Source organism: Rhizorhabdus phycosphaerae, assembly GCF_011044255.1.
Lineage (GTDB): Bacteria > Pseudomonadota > Alphaproteobacteria > Sphingomonadales > Sphingomonadaceae > Rhizorhabdus > Rhizorhabdus phycosphaerae.
Window position 1 is genome coordinate 3,191,335 of record NZ_CP049107.1, and the last position, 17,944, is coordinate 3,209,278.

Annotated in this window: 15 protein-coding genes; 8 read left to right on the forward strand and 7 right to left on the reverse strand. The window is 66.2% G+C overall.

Annotation, left to right across the window (positions count from 1 at the left end):
• Positions 1-27: 27 nt before the first annotated feature.
• Positions 28-822, forward strand: coding sequence for a phosphatase PAP2 family protein (locus G6P88_RS14875; RefSeq protein ID WP_226946581.1), 795 nt, complete (start codon positions 28-30; stop codon positions 820-822).
• Between the two features lie 93 nt (positions 823-915).
• Here G6P88_RS14875 and G6P88_RS14880 read toward each other — a convergent pair whose 3' ends face one another.
• Positions 916-1,110, reverse strand: coding sequence for a hypothetical protein (locus tag G6P88_RS14880; RefSeq protein ID WP_165323867.1), 195 nt, complete (start codon positions 1,108-1,110; stop codon positions 916-918).
• A 139-nt stretch (positions 1,111-1,249) separates the two neighbouring features.
• Positions 1,250-2,137 (reverse strand): MlaA family lipoprotein, encoded by an 888-nt coding sequence (locus G6P88_RS14885; protein ID WP_226946582.1) that lies wholly within the window; start codon positions 2,135-2,137, stop codon positions 1,250-1,252.
• Between the two features lie 133 nt (positions 2,138-2,270).
• Between G6P88_RS14885 and G6P88_RS14890 the strand changes: the two genes are divergently transcribed.
• From G6P88_RS14890 to G6P88_RS14910, 5 genes are all read left to right on the forward strand, one after another.
• Positions 2,271-3,242, forward strand: coding sequence for an ArsR/SmtB family transcription factor (locus G6P88_RS14890; RefSeq protein ID WP_165323868.1), 972 nt, complete (start codon positions 2,271-2,273; stop codon positions 3,240-3,242).
• Entirely contained in the window at positions 3,239-4,183 is a 945-nt protein-coding gene (gene metF, locus G6P88_RS14895; protein WP_165323869.1) for a methylenetetrahydrofolate reductase [NAD(P)H], read from the forward strand. Before G6P88_RS14890 ends, metF begins: the two co-directional genes overlap by 4 nt.
• 21 nt (positions 4,184-4,204) lie before the next feature.
• Complete coding sequence (locus G6P88_RS14900) at positions 4,205-5,260, forward strand: homocysteine S-methyltransferase family protein (protein ID WP_165323870.1); 1,056 nt, start codon at positions 4,205-4,207, stop codon at positions 5,258-5,260.
• Between the two features lie 92 nt (positions 5,261-5,352).
• Positions 5,353-7,950, forward strand: coding sequence for a methionine synthase (metH, locus tag G6P88_RS14905; RefSeq protein WP_165323871.1), 2,598 nt, complete (start codon positions 5,353-5,355; stop codon positions 7,948-7,950).
• Positions 7,951-8,018: 68 nt separating this feature from the next.
• Complete coding sequence (locus G6P88_RS14910) at positions 8,019-9,023, forward strand: right-handed parallel beta-helix repeat-containing protein (protein WP_165323872.1); 1,005 nt, start codon at positions 8,019-8,021, stop codon at positions 9,021-9,023.
• 14 nt (positions 9,024-9,037) lie between these two features.
• On the opposite strand, the gene G6P88_RS14915 is transcribed toward G6P88_RS14910, so the two are convergent.
• The 3 genes from G6P88_RS14915 to G6P88_RS14925 form a co-directional block, all read right to left on the reverse strand.
• Positions 9,038-10,687 carry an alkaline phosphatase family protein gene (locus tag G6P88_RS14915; protein WP_165323873.1) on the reverse strand — a complete coding sequence of 550 codons (1,650 nt, stop codon included), beginning with the start codon at positions 10,685-10,687 and terminating at the stop codon, positions 9,038-9,040.
• 82 nt (positions 10,688-10,769) lie between these two features.
• Positions 10,770-12,434 carry an amidohydrolase gene (locus tag G6P88_RS14920; RefSeq protein ID WP_165323874.1) on the reverse strand — a complete coding sequence of 555 codons (1,665 nt, stop codon included), beginning with the start codon at positions 12,432-12,434 and terminating at the stop codon, positions 10,770-10,772.
• Positions 12,431-13,300 (reverse strand): NAD(P)-dependent oxidoreductase, encoded by an 870-nt coding sequence (locus tag G6P88_RS14925; RefSeq protein WP_165323875.1) that lies wholly within the window; start codon positions 13,298-13,300, stop codon positions 12,431-12,433. Before G6P88_RS14925 ends, G6P88_RS14920 begins: the two co-directional genes overlap by 4 nt.
• 74 nt (positions 13,301-13,374) lie before the next feature.
• Between G6P88_RS14925 and G6P88_RS14930 the strand changes: the two genes are divergently transcribed.
• On the forward strand, positions 13,375-14,622 hold the full coding sequence (locus G6P88_RS14930; RefSeq protein WP_165323876.1) for a threonine ammonia-lyase: 1,248 nt from the start codon (positions 13,375-13,377) through the stop codon (positions 14,620-14,622).
• A 136-nt stretch (positions 14,623-14,758) separates the two neighbouring features.
• Positions 14,759-15,553 carry an arginyltransferase gene (locus G6P88_RS14935; RefSeq protein WP_165323877.1) on the forward strand — a complete coding sequence of 265 codons (795 nt, stop codon included), beginning with the start codon at positions 14,759-14,761 and terminating at the stop codon, positions 15,551-15,553.
• A 37-nt stretch (positions 15,554-15,590) separates the two neighbouring features.
• Here the strand turns inward: G6P88_RS14935 and G6P88_RS14940 are convergent, their stop codons facing one another.
• Together G6P88_RS14940 and G6P88_RS14945 are read right to left on the reverse strand one after the other, a co-directional pair.
• Positions 15,591-16,949 carry a PQQ-dependent sugar dehydrogenase gene (locus G6P88_RS14940; RefSeq protein WP_165323878.1) on the reverse strand — a complete coding sequence of 453 codons (1,359 nt, stop codon included), beginning with the start codon at positions 16,947-16,949 and terminating at the stop codon, positions 15,591-15,593.
• Between the two features lie 67 nt (positions 16,950-17,016).
• The gene (locus G6P88_RS14945) at positions 17,017-17,913 is read right to left on the reverse strand and encodes a hemolysin family protein (RefSeq protein ID WP_165323879.1); all 897 of its coding nucleotides are present in this window, start codon (positions 17,911-17,913) and stop codon (positions 17,017-17,019) included.
• Positions 17,914-17,944 lie beyond the last annotated feature (31 nt).

Sequence of the window (17,944 nt, forward strand, 5' to 3'; positions counted from 1 at the left end):
TCCGGTCAGGTTGAGGGGGGACAGCGCGTGAAGCTTCGATCGGCAATGGCGAGGACGGGCGCGCTCGTGGCCCTTGCGGGGGCCGCGGTCATGGTCGGCGCGCAGGCGGGGCCGGCACCGTTTCTGGATGCTGGCTATCTCACGCTGGTCGATGTCGTCCCGCCGGCACCGATCCCTCAGGAGCCTCGGGGACAGGCCGACCGCGATGTGCACAAGGCCACCCGCGCGCTGGAGAATAGCGAGCGCTGGAGCATGGCGGTGGCCGATCAGGCCGGCGATGCCGCCAGCATGATGCGTGCCTTCGGCTGTGCCGCCCGGCTTTCGATCACGCCGCAGACGGCGCCGCGTACGGCGGCGCTGATCGAACGCGCTTCGCGGGACGTGGTGCGCGAGGCCAACGAACTGCGCGCCTATTACAAGCGCCGCCGCCTCTTGCTGACCGAATCGGGCGCCACCTGCGTCGTTCCGGACGATTCGCTGCGGATGAGCTACGACTATCCCTCGGCCGATGCCGCACGGGGGTGGAGCTGGGCCTTGATCCTGGCCGAAATCCTGCACGAGCGAGCCGCGCCTATCCTCGCGCGGGGGCGAGCTTATGGTGAGAGCGGCGTCGTCTGCGGTACTCACAGCATGAGCGCGGTGGAGGCCGGCCGGCTGACCGCGTCGACGACCCTGGCGGTCGTTCGCACCGAGCAGTCTTATGCGGATGGGGTGGTTGCGGCGCGCAACGAGCTTACTGCGCTGCAGCGTAGTGGGGCGATGCCTTCCGCCCAGAGTTGCGCATCCGAGGAACTTCTCGTCACGCAGCCGATATTTCGCTGATCCGATAAGCCTCCAGGCAAAAGAAAAGGCCGCGCCCGAAAGCGCGGCCTTCCCTGTTCGATAGCCGCAGTCGCCGAAGCGACCGCGTGCGAATTACATCGCGTTCGAAGCGTTGTCCGCCGGAGCAGCCATGTTCGAGTCAGCCATCGCAGCGTTGGTGTCGACGACGGCGTCAGCAGCGTTCTCGACGACCGCGGTGTTGTTCTCGGCAGCGGGGGCTTCCTTCTTGCAGGCAGCCAGCGAGAGCGAAGCAACGGCGATGAGCGAAAGGGCAACGATCTTCTTCATGATCGAATTCTCCGGAAGTGGATTAAAAAGAGAGTGGCTCGAACGATTTCCAATCACGTTCAGGCTTGTTTCCCCCCGAAACAGGCGGGGACTTCTTACCGTTTTGCGCAGTGCGATGCAATGTCTCTTGTTCCGGTAGTTAATCAGGCTGTTTTTCCGGCTCCGAAACGGTCTCGGGGGCCGGTGCCGTAACGGTCGGCGCTGCGCCGTCGCCTGCCGGATCGGGGGTGCCGAGGCCGGCATCGGCATCGGCGGCACCCAGCGCGTCTGCGGCCGGGAGCCCCGCGTCGGTGTCGGCGCCCGCGCTGAAATTGTCTTCCTGGTCAAGAATCTCCGCTCGACGACGCTGGAGATAGGCCGACCGCGTCGCCGCATAGGGATCGAGCGTCGATGCGAGGAAGTTGTCGGCGCCACTCTCGATCAGGCCATCGCGGATGCTGATCACCTGACTCGCGGTCAGCGCGAGCTGCGATCCCTTCGGCAGGTCGCATTCGCGGGTGCACACACGGTAGGGGTCGAGGAACCAGGCGCTGCCAGTTCCGACGCCGTCGCGCAGCGTCGAAGGGCCGAGCAGCGGGAGCATCAGATAAGGACCGCCATTCGCACCCCACGCCGCGAGGGTCTGACCGAAGTCCTCGTCGGCGCGCTTGATCCCCATCCGGCTGGCCTGATCGAACAATCCTGCGACGCCGATGGTGCTGTTGACCAGGAAGCGGCCCACATTGCGCGCGGCTCGGTCGCCCTTGCCCTGCAGGATATTGTTGATGAAGGAAAAGGGCTCGCCGACATTGGCGAAGAAGTTGCGGATGCCATCGCGGGCCGGCTTCGGCGCGACGCCGCGATAAACCTGTGTCACAGGCTTCACGAGAATCTTGTCGGCCCCGCGATTGACCGAGAACACGGCGCGATTGAACCCCTCGAGCGGGTCCTTTTCAGCAAGCCTGTCCGTCCCGACGCGCGTCGAGGTGCAGGCGGAAAGCAGCAGGCCCAGGGCTGCGACGCCCGCAATCCGTGCCGATGAACGCATGATCGATTTCCCTTTCGGGCGGCTGGCCCGTTGGCGGTGAGACTCGTGGAGTCCCGCGAAGTTCCCTGTCGCGACGGCATGCCGCGCACTGTGCCGGGGGGCAAGCGCCTTGACCGCATATAAAGATTTCTTTATGTCTGCATATATGCCGCTCGACGCATTGGCCATCTTCCGGGCGCTTGCCGACCCGACCCGTCTTCGCATCTTCCATCTGCTACGCGCGATGGAGCTGTCGATCGGCGAGCTGGCACAGGTTCTGGGACAAAGCCAGCCACGGGTTTCACGACATGTGAAGATATTGACCGATGCCGGCCTGGCCGAACGGCGCAAGGAGGGCAGCTGGGTCTTCCTCGGGCTGGGTCAGGAACAGGCGGTCGCGCCGCTCTTCGCCGCCATGGACGGCTGGAGCGATGAGAGCGAAGCGGCCTGGATCGCAACCGATCGTGCGCGGCTGACGGCCGTGCGGGCGGATCGTGCGGCGGCGGCGGCGCGCTACTTCGCCGAACATGCCGAGGAATGGGACGCGATTCGTTCGCTCCACGTGCCGGAAAGCGCCGTCGAAGGGCGGATCCTGTCCATCCTGTCGGGCGCCCCGGTCGGCCGACTCGTCGATATCGGGACGGGTACGGGGCGGATGATCGAACTGATCGGCGCGCGCGCGAGCTCGGCCATGGGGATCGACCGCAGTCCCGAAATGCTCCGGCTTGCGCGCGTGAAGCTGGCCGAGGCCGGACTCGACGGGGCCGATCTGCGCCAGGGCGACATGTATGCATTGCCGCTGGCCGACGGCATGGCGGACCTCGTCCTGCTCCATCAGGTTCTGCATTTCGCACAGCATCCGTCGGCAGCGATAGCCGAATGCGCGCGACTCCTGTCGCCGGGCGGCCGGCTGCTCATCGTCGATTTCGCCAGTCACGATCTCGAGGAGCTTCGCACCCGCGACGCCCATGCGCGTCTCGGCTTTACGGATGATCAGATTGGCGGCTGGTTCGGGTCGGCCGGTCTCGGTCTCGATCGCGTCGAGGAACTGGTCGGCGACGCGCTGACGGTCAAACTCTGGTTGGGCGTGCGCAGTCAGCGCGCGCAGTTGAAGGTAGCATCATGAGCACTGTTCCATTCAGTCAGCTCGAGGAAGCCCGCCGGGCCCTCGACACGCCGCTGTTCGCCGACCTCGCCGGCGATGCCGCCGTCTCCTTCGAATTCTTCCCGCCTAAGACCGAGAAGATGGAGGAGAGCCTGTGGGCCGCGATCCAGACGCTGGCCCCGCTCAACCCCCGCTTCGTCTCGGTGACGTACGGCGCCGGCGGATCGACGCGCGAGCGGACGCACCAGACGGTCGAACGGATCGTCGCCGAGACCGGCATTCCGGCGGCCGCACATCTGACCTGCGTCGAGGCAAGCAAGGCCGATATCGAGGAAATCGCGCGGGCCTATTGGTCGGCCGGCGTCCGCCACATCGTCGCGCTGCGGGGTGACCCGCCGACGCAGGGTGCCAGCTTCGCGCCGCACCCCGATGGCTATCGCAACGCCGCCGAGCTGGTCGCCGGGCTCAAGGCGATCCACCCGTTCGAGATTTCGGTCGCGGCCTATCCCGAGAGCCACCCCGAAGCGGTCAGCCTGGAAAGCGACCTCGCCAATCTGAAGGCGAAGTTCGACGCAGGCGCGACGCGCGCGATCACCCAGTTCTTCTTCTCGCCCGAGACTTTCTTCCGCTTTTGCGACAAGGCGCGCGCCGCTGGAATCGAGGGCGAGATCGTGCCGGGCATCCTGCCGGTGTCGAACGTCGCTCAGACGCGCAAATTCGCTGCGATGTGCGGGGCGGCCATCCCCGCCTGGATGGACCGGCTGTTCGAAGGCCTCGACGATCATCCCGCCGCGCGGCAGCTTGTCGCGGCTACGGTCGCGGCCGAGATGTGCCGCCGCCTCTATGCCGGCGGGGTCCGCGAATTTCACTTCTACACGCTCAACCGGGCGGAACTGGCTTTCTCGATCTGCCATCTCCTCGGGCTGCGCGCCAAGGGCGCCGGCCTCGAGGCGGCGGCCTGAGACCGGGACGGGGGACAAGACATGCATAAATCAGAAGCCGCTGCGATCTTCCGCGACCAGGCCCGCCAGCGCATCCTGCTCACCGACGGCGCCTTCGGCACGATGATCCAGAGCTACAAGCTGCAGGAAGCCGACTATCGCGGCGACCTCGACCTGCCCTGCGACCAGAAGGGCAATAACGACCTTCTGGTGCTGACCCGGCCCGACGTGATTGACGCGATCACGCGGCAATATCTGGACGCGGGGTCGGATATCGTATCGACCAACACTTTCAACGCGAACATCATCAGCCAGGGCGATTATGACGCGGTCCATCTCGTCCGCGACATGAACGTGGCGGCGGCATCGATCGCACGAAAGGCGGCCGACGATTATGCCGCGCGCGATGGTCGCCCGCGCTTCGTCGCCGGCGCGATCGGGCCGACCAACAAGACGCTGTCGTTGTCGCCCGACGTCAACGATCCCGGCTATCGCGCGATCGATTTCGACACGATGCGCGACGTCTATCAGGACCAGGTCGCGGGGCTGCTCGACGGCGGCTGCGACTTCATTCTGATCGAGACGGTGTTCGATACGCTCAACGCCAAGGCTGCGATCATGGCCGTGCTGGACGAGCAGGTGAAGCGCGGCACCGAGATTCCGATCATGCTGTCGATGACCATCACCGACATGTCGGGCCGCAATCTCTCGGGCCATTCGGTCGAGGCCTTCTGGCATTCGGTGCGCCATGCGCATCCCCTGACGATCGGGCTCAACTGCGCCTTCGGTGCCGACCTGCTGCGCCCGCATGTCCAGGTGCTGTCCGCAATGGCCGACACGCTGGTCATGATCTACCCCAATGCGGGCCTGCCCAACGATCTGGGCCAATATGACGAGCAGCCCGCGACCACGGGGGGCTTCATCGGGGAATGGGCGGATCAGGCGCTGGTCAACGTCGTCGGCGGCTGCTGCGGTTCGACGCCCGCGCACATCGCGGCGATGGCGGCGGCGGTAAAGGGCAAGCCGCCGCGCGAACCGCATGTGCATGACCACTACACCCGGCTCGCCGGGCTCGATCCGATGACGATGGTGGCCTGACCGCCGCCTTCCCGCTCTGTGGCCGGATAACGGCCTGTTGAAGATTTCCCGCGATACGCCTCGCTGACCGACGATCTGGAAGACCCGATAGCATGACGACCACCACCACTGCGCAGTTCGTGAACATCGGCGAGCGCACGAACGTGACCGGTTCGGCCGCGTTCAAGAAGCTGATCATGGGTGGCGACTATACCAGGGCGGTCGAGGTCGCGCGGCAGCAGGTCGAGAACGGGGCCCAGATCGTCGACGTCAACATGGACGAGGGGCTGCTCGACGCCGAGATGGCGATGACCACCTTCCTCAAGCTTATCGCGGCCGAGCCCGACATCGCGCGCGTGCCGGTGATGATCGACAGCTCGAAATGGTCGGTGATCGAGGCGGGCCTCAAATGCGTGTCGGGCAAGCCGATCGTCAACTCGATCAGCATGAAGGAGGGCGAGGAGGCCTTTCTCACCCAGGCGCGCAAATGCCGGGCCTATGGTGCGGCCGTCGTGGTCATGGCGTTCGACGAGGTCGGGCAGGCGGACACCAAGGAGCGCAAGGTCGAAATCTGCGAGCGCGCCTATCGCCTGCTTGTCGCGGACGGATTTCCACCCGAAGACATCATCTTCGATCCCAATATCTTCGCGGTCGCGACGGGCATCGAAGAGCATCGCCGCTACGCGATCGACTTCATCGAGGCGACCGCCGAGATCAAGAAGCGTTGCCCGCACTGCCACATCTCGGGTGGCGTCTCGAACCTCAGCTTCTCCTTCCGCGGCAACGAGCCGGTGCGGCGCGCTATGCACAGCGTGTTCCTCTACCACGCCATCCAGGCGGGCATGGACATGGGGATCGTCAATGCCGGCCAGCTCGACGTCTATGATGCGATCGACCCGGAATTGCGCGAAGCCTGCGAGGATGTGATCTGGGACCGGCGGGAGGACGCGACCGAACGGCTGATCACCCTGGCCGAGCGCTTCCGGGGTACCGACGCGGCGGCCGAGAAGGCGGCGGAGGAATGGCGCGGCTGGGAGGTCGCGAAGCGGCTGGAACATGCTCTGGTCAAGGGCATCGATGCTTATGTCGTCGAGGACACCGAAGAGGCGCGCCAACATTTCGCGCGCCCGATCGAGGTGATCGAGGGGCCGCTGATGGACGGCATGAACGTCGTCGGCGACCTGTTCGGATCGGGCAAGATGTTCCTGCCGCAGGTGGTGAAGTCCGCGCGCGTCATGAAGAAGGCGGTCGCCTATCTCTTGCCCTTCATCGAGGCGCAGAAGACGCCGGGGCAGCGCGCCAAGGGCCGGATCATCATGGCCACGGTCAAGGGCGACGTCCACGATATCGGCAAGAACATCGTCGGCGTGGTCCTCCAGTGCAACGGCTATGAGGTCATCGACCTGGGCGTGATGGTGCCCTGGATGGACATATTGAAGGCGGCCAACGAGAATGACGCCGACATCATCGGCCTGTCGGGGCTGATCACGCCATCGCTCGACGAGATGGTGACCGTCGCGGCGGAAATGCAGCGCAGCAAGATGTCGATGCCGCTGCTCATCGGTGGTGCGACCACGTCGAAGGTGCACACCGCGCTCCGTATCGCGCCGGCCTATGAGGGGCCGGTCATCCACGTGCTTGACGCCAGCCGCGCGGTCGGGGTCGCCTCGACGCTGCTGTCGGATACGCAGCGCGACGATTTCGTGGCGAAGACCGCGGCCGATTATGATGCCGTGCGGCGCGCACGCGAGGGCAAGGGGCAGAACGAACTCGCGACGCTGGAGGAGGCGCGCGCCAACGGCTTCGTCGCCGATTTCGCGCTGAAGCCCGAAGCTCCGCGCCAGCCCGGCACGCATGTCTTCGCCGACTGGCCGCTCGAGGATTTGCGCTCCCTGATCGACTGGACGCCTTTCTTCCGGGCCTGGGAACTGGCTGGCAACTATCCCGCGATCCTCGACGACGCGATCGTCGGGGAAAGCGCCCGCAACCTGTTCGCCGATGCGCAGCAGATGCTGGACACCGTCATCGCCGAGAAGTGGCTTACGGCACGGGGCGTGGCGGCGCTCTGGCCGGCGCGCTCGGCGGGGGACGACGTGATCGTCGAGCATGAAGGGCGCGAGGTGCGCCTTCCCTTCCTGCGGCAGCAGATTCGCAAGCGCGAGGGACGCGCGAACATGTGTCTCGCCGACTTCGTCGCGCCGGTGGGTGACTGGCTGGGAGGCTTCGCCGTCGGCATCCACGGCATCGACGAGCATATCGCCCGCTTCAAGGCCGACCATGACGATTATCGCGACATCCTGCTCAAGGCGCTGGCGGATCGTCTCGCGGAGGCTTTCGCGGAGCGGCTGCACCAGCATGTTCGCACCGAATTGTGGGGCTATGCCGAGGGCGAACAGCTGACCAACGAGGCGCTGATCAAGGAGCAGTATCGCGGCATTCGTCCCGCGCCGGGCTATCCGGCCTGCCCCGACCACAGCCAGAAGCCGATCCTGTTCGACCTGCTCAAGGCCGGGGACAATGCCGGCATTGTCCTGACCGAGAGCTTCGCGATGCTTCCGACTGCGGCGGTCTCGGGCTTCTATTTCGGGCATCCGGAGGCGAGCTATTTCGGCGTGGCACGCATCGGCCGAGACCAGCTCGAGGACTATGCGGAACGGCGCGGGGTCGATCTCGACACGGCCGAACGCTGGCTGCGGCCGAACCTGGATTGACGGCGGGGGCGATCGCACCCGACAAGACGCTAAGCATATCCTCACGCTTGGGGCGTTAGGGAGCCGCGATGCGCCACGTCAGTCTGTTCGTCCTGCTCAGCCTTTCCGGTCCTGCCTTCGGTCTGCCCTTCACGATCGAGCAGAACGGGCAGTCCTTCGCGAGCCTTGCAGCAGCGGTGGCTGCGGTCGGCGACGACAGCGCGACGATCCTGATCGCACCGGGGCGCTATTCGGACTGCGCGGTCCAGCAGGCGGGGCGGATCACCTACCGCGCCATACGCCCGCTCTCGGCGATCTTCGACGGCGGGATATGCGAAGGCAAGGCCGCGCTCGTGCTGCGCGGCCGCGAGTCCCGGATCGAGGGCCTCCTTTTCGAGAATATGAATGTCCCCGAAGGCAATGGCGCCGGTATCCGCATCGAGAAGGGGAACCTGACCGTCGTCGGCAGCCTGTTCCGCAATTCCGAACAGGGCATCCTCGGTGCCGACGATCCCGGCTCCTCGATCCTGATCGACCGCTCGACATTCTCCGGCCTGGGCCGCTGCGATCGCGGGCTGGCCTGCGCCCATTCACTCTATCTGGGTGCCTACCGGGCAGTCACCGTTCGACGCAGCCGATTCGAGCGAGGGCGCGGGGGCCATTATGTGAAGAGCCGCGCCCGCATCATAGAGATCGCCGACAGCAGCTTCGACGATACCGAAGGTCGCGCCACCAACTACATGATCGACCTGCCCGAAGGCGCGTCGGGCCGGATCCTGCGCAATGTGATGGTGCAGGGGGTGGACAAGGAAAATCGCTCGGCCTTCATCGCGGTGTCGGCCGAAGGCCGGGTCAACCCGTCGTCAGGACTGGTCGTCGCCCGGAACCACGCCTCGCAGGTGCGCGAGGCGAACTGGCCCACGAGCCTGGTCGCCGACTGGACCGGCAGCGTGAGGAATGTGGTGGACAATGTCTCGATCGGCAGGATCGAGCGCCTGCAGGTAATGGGTGTCGAGGACGGAAGCCTCCGCGCGCGCACCTATCGCTGGTTCTATCGCCTGGCAGCGGGGATCAAGCACCGCCTGTTCGACTGACCGACAGCGGCCCCTTATCTGGGGCAGTTGCCGCCCAGGTCGAGGCAGCGCCCATCCACGGAGACCGGCGGCTTTACCCCGACGATGCCGGCGAGGGTGGGGGCGATGTCGACCACCTCGGCGCTGACCTTGCGATCTTCCCTGGGCGCGCCAGGCCACCAGAACAGGATCGGCACCTGCCGGTCATGGTCCCACGGCGTGCCATGGCCAGCGACCGTATCGCCCGCCTTTTGCGGCCGACCGAAGGAGGTGCGCTCGCGGAAGACCACCATGATGTCGCCAGAACGCTCGCGATCATAGCTGAGCCGCAGTCGCTGCAGCAGCGTCATCATCTCGGGCGGGGTGCCGATCGGGACCGAAGCCGCCTCGACTTCGGGCCCGGTATAGGCCTCGACCACCTCCGGCTGCTGCCGGATCCAGGCCAGCGCGGCTGTCCGGATGGCGACGCGCTTCGCCTCGTCGTCCATCGCCTTGATGTAAATCTGGGTCGGATCGCCACCGAGAAGCGGCGACTCGGTCAGCTTCAGCTCGCTCTTCAGCGCGGCGTCGAGTCGGCCGAGGAAGGCGCGCGAATCGAGCCTGCTCGCCTTCGCGTCATGCTCATGCTCGCGCTCGGCGGCATCGGTCGCGCCATGGTCTGCGGTCAGCACGACGACGAACGGCACTTTCTGCGCCTCGACCGCCTTGAGCAGCCGGCCGATCGTCGCGTCGAGGGCCGCCTGCTGCGCGCACATTTCCGCGCCGCCGTTGCCGAAGCGGTGACCGACATAGTCGGTCGCCGACAGGCTCACGGTCAGGACATCGGTCTTCGGACCCTGCCCCAGCTTCTCGCGCGCAAGGATCTGCGTGGCGAAATCGACGGCGAGCGAATCATAGAGGGGCGAAGCGCGCAGCGAACCTTGGAAAGCCCTGGTCGAAAGGAAGTCCTTCGCCTTGAGCGAGTCCGTTTCCGCTTCAGGCGGCACCCGGCCGGAGACGTCGATGTCGCCGAAATGATGCGCCTTCTGAAGTGCCGCGCAGCGCTTGGGCAGTTTCGGCCAGAGCTTGGGCGGGCGCTTCGCCCATCGCGCCAGAAGTGCCGCATCGAACGCGGCGGCAGGGGCGGTGACCGCTTCGGTCGTCGGGCCCGCATAGGGCGACGTGACGAAGCCCTTGCCGTCCGCCCACCAATAGACGCCATCGGCGGTCTTGCCGGCCATGGTGATCGCGCCCCGATCCTTGCCCGACACGGCGAAGACGCGGGCGCCCGGCTCGGCTGCCTTGGTCCAGTCGCCCAGGGTCGTCGCGCGAATGTTCTGATGCCCTCTCGCATCCGGATCCGACTGGCCCGGAACGGCAAGGCAATAGACGCTCTTGCCGGTCTTCCGGTCGATCCAGTCATTGGCGATGATACCCGTATTGGTCGGATATCGGCCGGTCAGGATCGCCGAATGGCCCGGGCAGGTCTCGGTCGCCGCCTGGCTGTGATAGGCGACGGGATAGGCGATCCCGCCCGCAAGCGTCCTGAGGCCCGCGACGTAGCTGTCGCGATAGCGCTGGAAGACCTCGGACGAGAACTGGTCCACCGAGATGGCGACGATCAGCTTGGGCTTCGGCGGCGGTGCCGCCTGTGCCGAGGTGGCGGCAGTTGCGAGAAGGGCGGCAGCGAGAAGCGAGGTCTTCATGGGTGTCCGATACTCGTCAGGTCGGAAGGACGGCCGGTCATTGCCCGGCATATGTTACAATATGAAACGCGCGAACCGGTGATCAGGGGGCAGTCCAGGCCCGCTTGCCGGCAATCCAGGTTTCGACAGCCCTGGTGCTGCGCAGGTCGGCGACCCCCGCTGTGAAGATGTCGCGGTCGAGGATCACGAAGTCCGCAAAATGGCCGGGAGCGAGCGAGCCGATCCGGTCCTCGGCGAAGCCGGCGAAGGCGGCGGTCGCAGTGAAGGCGCGCACGGCCTCGGCGATGCTGATCGCCTGCTGTGGCTGCCACCCGCCGGGGGGCTGGCCCGAAGGATCCTCGCGGCTGACGGCGGCGGCAAGAGCGGGGAAGGGATTGGGGCTTTCGACCGGGTAGTCCGACCCGAAAGCGAGGGGCACCTTGTTGTCGAGCATCGTCTTCCAGGCATAGGCCCCGCCGAGCCGGCCGGATCCCAGCCGCGCTTCGGCCATGACATGGTCCGACGTCTGGTGAACGGGCTGCATCGAGGCGATGATGCCGTTCTTCGCAAAACGCGGCAGGTCCGACGGATCGACGATCTGCGCATGTTCGATTCGCCAGCGGCGATCGCCCTTGTAGGTGTCGGACAATTCCTCGATCGCGCCGAGCACCTGTTCGTTGGCGGCGTCGCCGATCGCATGGACGGCGGTCTGGAAGCCGTCCATCGCCGCGCGGCTCATCAGGTTGCGGAGCTTAGCGTCCTCGAGGAAACGAAGGCCCTTCTGGCCCGGTGCGTCGGCATAGGGCGCCTTCAACCAGGCGCCGCGCGAGCCGAGCGCGCCATCGTCATACAGTTTTACGCCGATCATCCGCAGCCGCCCGTCATAGAGCCAGGGCGTCGGGCCGGTGCCCGCGACCGCGAGCAGGGCGGGTATCCCGCCGGCATAGGAAATGATCCGAACCTTGAGCCTGCCGGCATCGCCGGCGCGGCGCATGGTCAGCCAGTCGTCGGGCGAGGTGCCCATGTCGGCGGTCGCGGTGATGCCATAGCCGAGCAGAATGTTCTGCGCCTTGGCGAGTGCTGCGTCGCGCTCGCGTGGCAGCATGGCGGGCACCACCGCCATGATCAGCTGCTGCGCCGAATCGACGAACACGCCCGTAGGCTGTCCCTTCGCGTCGCGCTCGATCCGCCCGCCCGGCGGATCCTTGGTCGCGGCGCTGATGCCGGCCGCAGCCATCGCCGCGCTGTTGGCGAGCAGGGCGTGGCCGTCGACGCGGTCGAGCACGACCGGCCGGCCAGGTGTCACCGCATCGATGTCGGCCGCCGTCGGGAAGCGACCGAGCTGCCAGCGCTCCTGATTCCAGCCGCCGCCGCGTATCCAGAGCGGCGTGGGACGGTCGGCCGCATAGCGCCGCAGCGCCTCCTGCGCTTCCGCAAGGCTCTTCGTGCCGGAGAGATCCAGTGACAGCGCGGCTTCGCCCAGTCCCATGACATGACCATGGGCATCGATCAGGCCGGGGATGATCGTCCTGCCCTTGGCGTCGAGGCGGAAGTCGAGCCGCTCGGGCCGCTTGTCACCGCGTTCGAGAAGCTTCGCGACGCGCCCCTGACCGTCGATCAGCAGGCCGTCGAAGCGGACAAGCCGTCCCTTGTCGTCGAACGTATAGCCGTTCGCATTGTCGATCAGCCCGTCGGCCAGCGCAGGCGTGGCGATCAGGGCCAGCGCCGCCAGGGCGATCCGGCCAACGCCGGCGAGGCGCGCGATCATGTGCGCGGCAGTCGCTTGACCACGGAGGAGATGTCGAGCCGGCCGCAGCCCAATGCCTGCGTCTCGGCATAGAATTGGTCGGCGAGCGCGGCGAAGGGCAGGGCTGCGCCGTTGGAACGCGCTTCCTCGATCGCGATGCCAAGATCCTTGCGCATCCAGTCGACCGCGAAACCGAAGTCGAAGCTCTCCTCCGACATCGTCTTCCAGCGGTTGACCATATACCAGCTGGCCGCCGCGCCGCCCGAGATCGCCTCGAACACCCGGTCGAGGTCGAGATCGGCATTCTGCGCGAAACGCAGCGCTTCCGCTGCGCTCTGCATGGCGCCGGCGATGCAGATCTGGTTGACCATCTTGGTGGTCTGCCCTGCACCTGGGCCGCCGATATGGACGATCCGCGAGGAATAGGCCTGCATCAGGGGGATGGCGGCCTCGACCGCCTTGTCCGAGCCGCCGCACATGATCGCCAGCGTGCCTGCCTCGGCACCCGACTGTCCGCCCGAAACCGGCGCATCGACCACAAGCAGGCCGCGGTCACGGCCCTCGACCGCCAGTTGGCGGGCGATGCGCGCCGACGCGGTCGTGTGGTCGACGTAAAGCGCGCCCTTCTTCATCGCGCGGAAGCAGCCATCGCTGCGCAGCGTCACCGTTTCCAGGTCGCCGTCTGCGCCGACGCAGGAGAAGACCGCGTCGGCATCCTCCGCGGCAGCCGCGGGGGTCGGCGCGAGCCGCCCGCCATGCTTTTCCACCCAGGCCTCGGCCTTGGCACGCGTGCGGTTGTAGACGGTGACATCATGGCCTGCGGCCGCGAGATGTCGTGCGATGGGGGCGCCCATAGCGCCCAGCCCGAGAAAGCTCACCTTTGCCATGGATGCATCGCATAAGGCGGAATCGGAGCCCGCGCTAGGAGTCTGCTGCGCAATCGTCTATGGGCCGCGACACCATGGCTACCTTGCAGAGCAGCAGCGACGCGCACGGCGTCCCCGTCACTTTCGAAGATGTTCTCGCGGCGCACGCCCGGATCGCGCCCTCGATCGTCCGGACGCCGATCATGCACAGCCGCACGCTCAGCCGGATTACCGGCGCCAATGTCTGGCTGAAGTTCGAGAATCTCCAGTTCACCGCCGCTTACAAGGAGCGTGGCGCGCTCAATAAGCTCAGCCTGCTCGACGAGGAACAGCGCCAGCGCGGCGTGATCGCCGCCTCGGCGGGCAATCACGCGCAGGGTCTGGCCTATCACGGTGCGCGCCTCGGCATTCCGGTGACCATCGTCATGCCCAAGCCCACGCCGACGGTGAAGGTCCAGCAGACCGAAGGCCATGGTGCACGCGTCATCCTGTCTGGCGAGCGCTTCGACGATGCCTATGAGGCTGCCTGCACGCTGGCGGAGCAGGAAGGCCTGACCTTCGTCCATCCGTTCGACGATGCGGATGTGATAGCGGGCCAGGGCACGGTGACGCTCGAGATGATCGAGGACGCGCCCGAGATCGACACGCTGATCGTGCCGATCGGCGGCGGCGGCCTGATCTCGGGCGCGGCCGTCGTGGCCCGCGCGACGGGCCGCCCGATCCAGGTGGTCGGCGTCCAGGCCGAGCTCTATCCGTCGATGTATGCCCGGATAAAGGGCGTGACCCTGCCCTGCGAGGGCGACACGCTGGCGGAGGGCATCGCGGTCAAGCAGCCGGGCGCGCTGACGTCGAGAATCGTCAAGGCGCTGGTCGACGACATCGTGCTCGTCGCCGAACGCGATCTCGAGACGTCGGTATCGATGCTGCTCCAGATCGAGAAGACGGTGGTCGAAGGTGCCGGCGCGGCGGGTCTCGCGGCGCTGCTCGCGCATCCCGAGCGGTTCAAGGGCCGCAATGTCGGCATCATCCTGTGCGGCGGCAATATCGATACCCGGCTGCTCGCCAATGTGCTGCTGCGCGATCTCGCCCGCTCGGGCCGGCTGGCGCGTCTGCGGATTCGCCTCCAGGACCGGCCCGGCGCGCTCTTCCATGTCGCCCGCGTGTTCGACGAGCAGCAGGTCAATATCGTCGAGGTGTACCACCAGCGCGTCTTCACGACGCTGCCGGCCAAGGGACTGATCGCGGATATCGAATGCGAAACCCGCGACGCGCAGCATCTCGACCGGCTGCTCCAGGCGCTGCGCCACGAAGGTTATGAGGTGACGCCGATCGAGGCGGCCTGAGCGTTTCGCCTTTCGGCGGAGGCGATGGTCAACATAGCCGAAAGAATCGAGGTTAATGCTCTTTTCATGACGTTCGTGCGTAGGCATAGTCCGATTCGACCAAGGCGCACGCACTGACAGGGGGCATGCTTTCGAAATGACGGCACAGTTTCGCTTCCCCCGTTTCTTCGTGACCACGCCGGGTCCCTGTCCCTATCTGCCGGGCCGGACCGAGCGGAAGGTGTTCACCGAATTGTCGGGCCCGAACGCGGCCGATCTCAACGATGCGCTGGGCCGGATCGGCTTTCGCCGCAGCCAGGGTGTCGCCTATCGGCCGAGCTGCGTCGATTGCCAGGCCTGCGTTTCGGTTCGCGTCGTCGCGGCGGAGTTCAAGCCCAACGCCAGCCAGCGCAAGCTGATGCGCCGCCACGCCGATCTCGAGGTCAGCGTGTGCAAGCCCTGGACGACCGAGGAGCAGTTCGCGCTGCTGCGCCGCTATCTCAAGGTTCGCCACCCGGGCGGTGGCATGGCGCAGATGGACGAGCTGGATTTCGCCGATATGGTCGAGCAGACCCCGGTGAAGACCAATGTCGTCGAATATCGCGAGCCGTCGGTCGACGGGCGACCCGGTCGCCTCGTCGGTGCCTGCCTCACGGACATCCAGGCCGACGGGCTGTCGATGGTCTACAGCTTCTTCGAAACCGAAGATGAGCAGCGGCCGGGTCTCGGTACCTTCATCATTCTCGAGCATATTCGCCGCGCGGTTGAGACCGGGCTGCCCTATGTCTATCTGGGCTACTGGGTCGAGGGATCGCCGCGTATGCAGTACAAGACCCGCTTCCAGCCGCTCGAACGGCTCTCGGCCGGCGGGTGGCACCGGTTCGATGCGCCGCCAGCCGTCGAGCAGCCGACCGCCTTTCCCGCGCCGTCCAAGCTCAGCCAGCTGATCTGACCGCGACGGGGCGGTGATGCCCCGTCCAGCAATCCCGTCAGGGTTTGGCCATGCCTACGGCCGTCGCGGTCACGCGCCAGACCTTGCCGCCGACATCGTCGGTGACCAGAAGCCCGCCCCGCTTCCCGACTGCCACGGCGACCGGCCGGCCGCGCGCCTCCTCCGACGGAGAGAGGAATCCGGTCAGCACATCCCGTGGTTTGCCCATCGGCTTGCCCTGCGCGAAGGGCACGAACACCAGCTTGTAGCCTGACCGCGGACGGCGGTTCCACGAGCCATGTTCGGCGATGAAGGCGCCGCTGGCATAAGCTGGACCGAGGATCGCGTCCTTGGCGAAGGTCATGCCGAGTGCTGCCACATGGGGGCCGAGCGCATAATCGGGGCGGATGACATAGGACTGAAGGTCCTGCTCCGGCTCGGGCACGCGCTTGTCGATATAACCGCCCCAATAATACCAGGGCCAGCCATAGAAGCCGCCAAGCTGCACCTCGGTCAGATAGTCGGGGACGAGGTCCGAACCGATCATGTCGCGCTCGTTGACCGTCGTCCACAGGTCGCCCGTGCCGGGTTCGAAGGCGAGACCGTTGGGATTGCGCAGGCCGTAGGCGAAGATGCGATCCTTGCCCGAGGGCAGCTCGATCTGGAGGATGGCGGCGCGCTTCTGCTCGAGATCCATGCCGCGTTCGCCGATGTTCGAGGCGGAGCCGACCGCAACGTAGATCGACTTGTTGTCGGGCGCGAGCAGCAGGTTGCGCGCCCAGTGGTTATAGCCACCGGGAAGCTTCGCGACCGTCACCGGCTTGGCGTCGATCCTGGTCTGACCGGGCTGGAAGGGCACACGCACCAGCGCGTCGGTATTGCCGATATAGAGCTGGCCATCCGCCCAGGCCATGCCGCTGGGCGAGTTCAGGCCGGAGATCAGCACTGTCTTCAGTTCGGCCTTGCCATCGCCATCGGCATCGCGGAGCAGGATGATGCGGTTGGGCGAGGGCAACCCGGCGCCGGCGCGCGCCATCATCTTGTTCATGACGAAGCCGGTGACGCCGCCCCCGCCATTATCATCGTCGCGCGGCGGAGAATTGCTTTCGCTAATCAGCACGTCGCCATTGGGCAGGACGTAGATCCAGCGTGGATGGTCGAGACCTTCCGCGAAGGGGGCAACCGAAAGCCCGGCGGCGGCCGTCGGCTTCTCGCCCGCCTTCCAGCCCACGGCCTTGGCGACCGCGATCGTGGGGATCAGCTGTTCCTTGGGGTCGACCAGCTTGGGCCGGGTACCCACTACGGCTGCGAAGTCGACCGTCGCGCTCTCGTCGGTCGCCATCACATAGACGCCCACCCCGGCGGCGATAAGCGCGACGAGCGGCAGGGATAGCAGGATTTTCTTCTTCGTTGTCATCTGGCCTCTCCGGCGATCGTTCCGTGTCCTCAACGCATATCAGGGAAAAAGGTCGCCTCTCCGCGCCTCAGTCCTGATCGGCCGTCTCGGGAAGCGGCGGATGGAGCAGGAGCTTCTTCACCCGCCGTTCGTCGGCATCGGCGATTTCGAGTCGCCAGCCGCTGGGATGCTCCAATATCTCGCCGGGCAGGGGCACATGGCCGGCCAGCGACGAGGCGAGGCCGCCCAGAGTTTCGACATCGTCGTCGATGTCGGCGAGGCGGGGATCGATCAGCCGCGCGACATCCTCGAGCTCGGCGCGCGCATCGGCCGACCAGATCGCATCGCCGAGCGGGATCAGGAGGTCTTCTTCCTTCTCGTCATGCTCGTCTTCGATGTCGCCGACGATTTCCTCGACCAGATCCTCGATCGTCACGAGCCCGTCGGTTCCGCTATATTCGTTCAGCACGATCGCCAGATGCGTCCGCGTCTCGCGCATCTCTGCCAGCAGGTCGATGATGCGCATCGAGGAAGGCACATAGCGGGGCTGCCGGATGAGTCCGGCGATCGAGTCCGGACGCGGCGCGCCGGTGGCGACGATGCGGAAGACGTCCTTCACATGGACCATGCCGATCACATGGTCGAGGTCGTCGGCGAAGACCGGAAGCCGGCTGTGCTCGGCCTCGGCGAAGCGCGCCACGAGGTCGTCGAAGCCGATCGTCTCGGGCACGGCAATGATGTCGCCGCGGGGCACGCCGATGTCGCCCACGGTGCGTTCGCCGAAATGGAGGATGTTGCGGAGCATTTCGCGCTCCGCATGGGAGAGGTCGTCGTCATCCTCGCTGCCGTCGCCGGCATGCTCCTCGATAACTTCCTCGATCTGGTCGCGCAGGCTCGGCTCCTGCTCTGGCGCAAAGAGCGCGCGGAGCCCGCGCCACCATCGTCCGCCGCTGTCTGCGGCGCTGCTACTACTGTCGTCTGGCATCGTCTTTCTTTGTGCCGTCCCGCATATATGT